A 1,991-nucleotide genomic window follows, 5' to 3' on the forward strand; every position below is an offset into this window, starting at 1 on the left:
GCTGGTCGACGCCGAGCGCTGCGACCTCGTGCTGACCACCGGCGGCACCGGCCCCGCGCCGCGCGACGTGACGCCCGAGGCGACGCTTGCCGTCGCCGACCGCGAGATGCCGGGCTTCGGCGAGCAGATGCGCCAGATCTCGCTGCACTTCGTGCCGACGGCCATCCTGTCGCGCCAGGTCGCCGTCATCCGCGGCCGCAGCCTGATCATCAACCTGCCGGGCCAGCCCAAGGCCATCGCCGAGACGCTGGCCGGGCACGAGAAGGCCAGCGGCATCTTCGCGGCCGTGCCCTACTGCATCGACCTGATCGGCGGGCCTTACCTCGAGACGCGCGACGAGGTCTGCAAGGCCTTCCGGCCCAAGAGCGCGCAGCGCCCGGGCCGCTAGGAGTCTGCGCGGCAGAACCGGGAAGTTCCTGATGTCGGCGGCCGCGGTGCGTGCGTTGATCGGGCATGGCAGGAAGCTACCGTCCCTACGAACCCGACCAAGTGATGCTGCTGCCGGCAGCACCGCAAGACTGGCTGCCGGCAGGCCACCTGGCCTACTTCATTCACGACACGGTTGACGCGCTGGACCTCAAGGCGTTCTACGCCAGGTATGAGGGCGGCGGCTCGCGCAACCAGCCCTTTCACCCGGCCATGATGGTCAAGGTGCTGATCTACGCCTACGCCAGCGGCGTGTTCAGCTCGCGCAAGATCGAGCGCCGGCTGCACGAAGACCTCGCGTTTCGGATGCTGGCGGCCGGCAACTTCCCGCGCCACCGCACGATCTGCGACTTCCGCGCCTTGCACCTCAAGGAGTTGTCGGCGCTGTTCGTGCAAGTGGTCAGGCTCGCCCGCGAGATGGGCTTGGTCAAGCTGGGCACGGTGGCCATCGACGGCACCAAGCTCAAGGCCAACGCCAGCCGCCACAAGGCCATGAGCTACGAGCGCATGAAGCAGGCCGAGGTCGAGCTCAAGACGCAGATCGACGCACTGCTGGCGCGCGCCAAGGCCACCGACGAGGCCGAGGCGGGAGAGCCGGAGTTGGACCTGCCCGCCGAGATCGAGCGACGCGAGGCGCGGCTTGCGGCCATCCGCGAAGCCCGCGAGCGGCTGGAGCAACGCCAGCGAGAGGCGGACCTGGAGCGTGGCCGCAGCGAAGACGACGACCGCCGCCCACGAGGGCCCGATGGCAAATCCAGGGGCGGGCGCTACAAGCGTGAGTTCGGCGTGCCCGAGGACAAGGCTCAGGAGAACTTCACCGACCCGGACAGCCGCATCATGAAGCGCGCCGGTGGCGGGTTCGACCCGGCGTACAACGCGCAGACGGCGGTGGACGAGACCGCGCACATCATCGTGGCGGCGGAGTTGAACAACGTCGCGCCGGATGCGAACTGGCTGCTGCCGATGATCCAGGCCGTCAAGGACAACCTGGGTGAGCTGCCCGCATTGGGTCTGGCCGACGCGGGCTACCGCAGCGAAGACAACCTGAAGAACGCCCCGATCGAGCTGGTGGTGGCGCTGGGCCGTGAAGGCAAGGAACACGCCCAGGTCGACGCCGGGCAGTACCCGTACACCGCAGCGATGGCGGCCAAGCTGCAGAGCGACGACGGCAAAGCGGCGTACCGCAAGCGCAAGTGGATCGCCGAGCCGCCCAACGGTTGGATCAAGAACGTGCTGGGGTTCCGACAGTTCAGCATGCGGGGGTTGCACCGGGTGCAGGCCGAGTGGAAGCTCGTGTGCATGGCGCTGAACCTGCGGCGCATGGCAGCGATGGCCGGCTGAAGGGGCACTGATGTGCGAAGAACACGTCTGCCACGTGCCCGCAGCCGCCCTACCAGGCTCGCCAAAGGCTGCAGCCCATCGAGCCAGCCGCTAAAGACCCCTCGAAGCGCAGTCCGAGGAGATCACCGCGCGCTGCGGCAATGTGCGGCGAGTTCTGCCGCGCAGACTCCTAGACCGCCATCCGCTCCGGCGCGACGTAATGGCGCCGGAATTCCTCGAAGTCC

At 68.4% G+C, this 1,991-nt stretch carries 2 protein-coding genes; both read left to right on the plus strand.

Going from position 1 to position 1,991, the window contains the following annotated elements; all coding sequences use genetic code 11:
• On the plus strand, window positions 1–388 hold a 388-nt coding region (gene mog, locus VGF12_RS08380; RefSeq protein ID WP_331175578.1), incomplete at its 5' end, for a molybdopterin adenylyltransferase.
• Between the two features lie 65 nt (window positions 389–453).
• On the plus strand, window positions 454–1,767 hold the full coding sequence (locus tag VGF12_RS08385; protein ID WP_331175579.1) for an IS1182 family transposase: 1,314 nt from the start codon (window positions 454–456) through the stop codon (window positions 1,765–1,767).
• Window positions 1,768–1,991 lie beyond the last annotated feature (224 nt).

It is taken from the genome of Roseateles sp. (assembly GCF_036404855.1).
Lineage (GTDB): Bacteria > Pseudomonadota > Gammaproteobacteria > Burkholderiales > Burkholderiaceae_C > Pelomonas.

Coding starts and splice junctions, on each gene's coding strand:
- VGF12_RS08385 (WP_331175579.1), top strand. CDS start 454: ATGGCAGGAAGCTACCGTCCCTACGAACCCGACCAAGTGATGCTGCTG.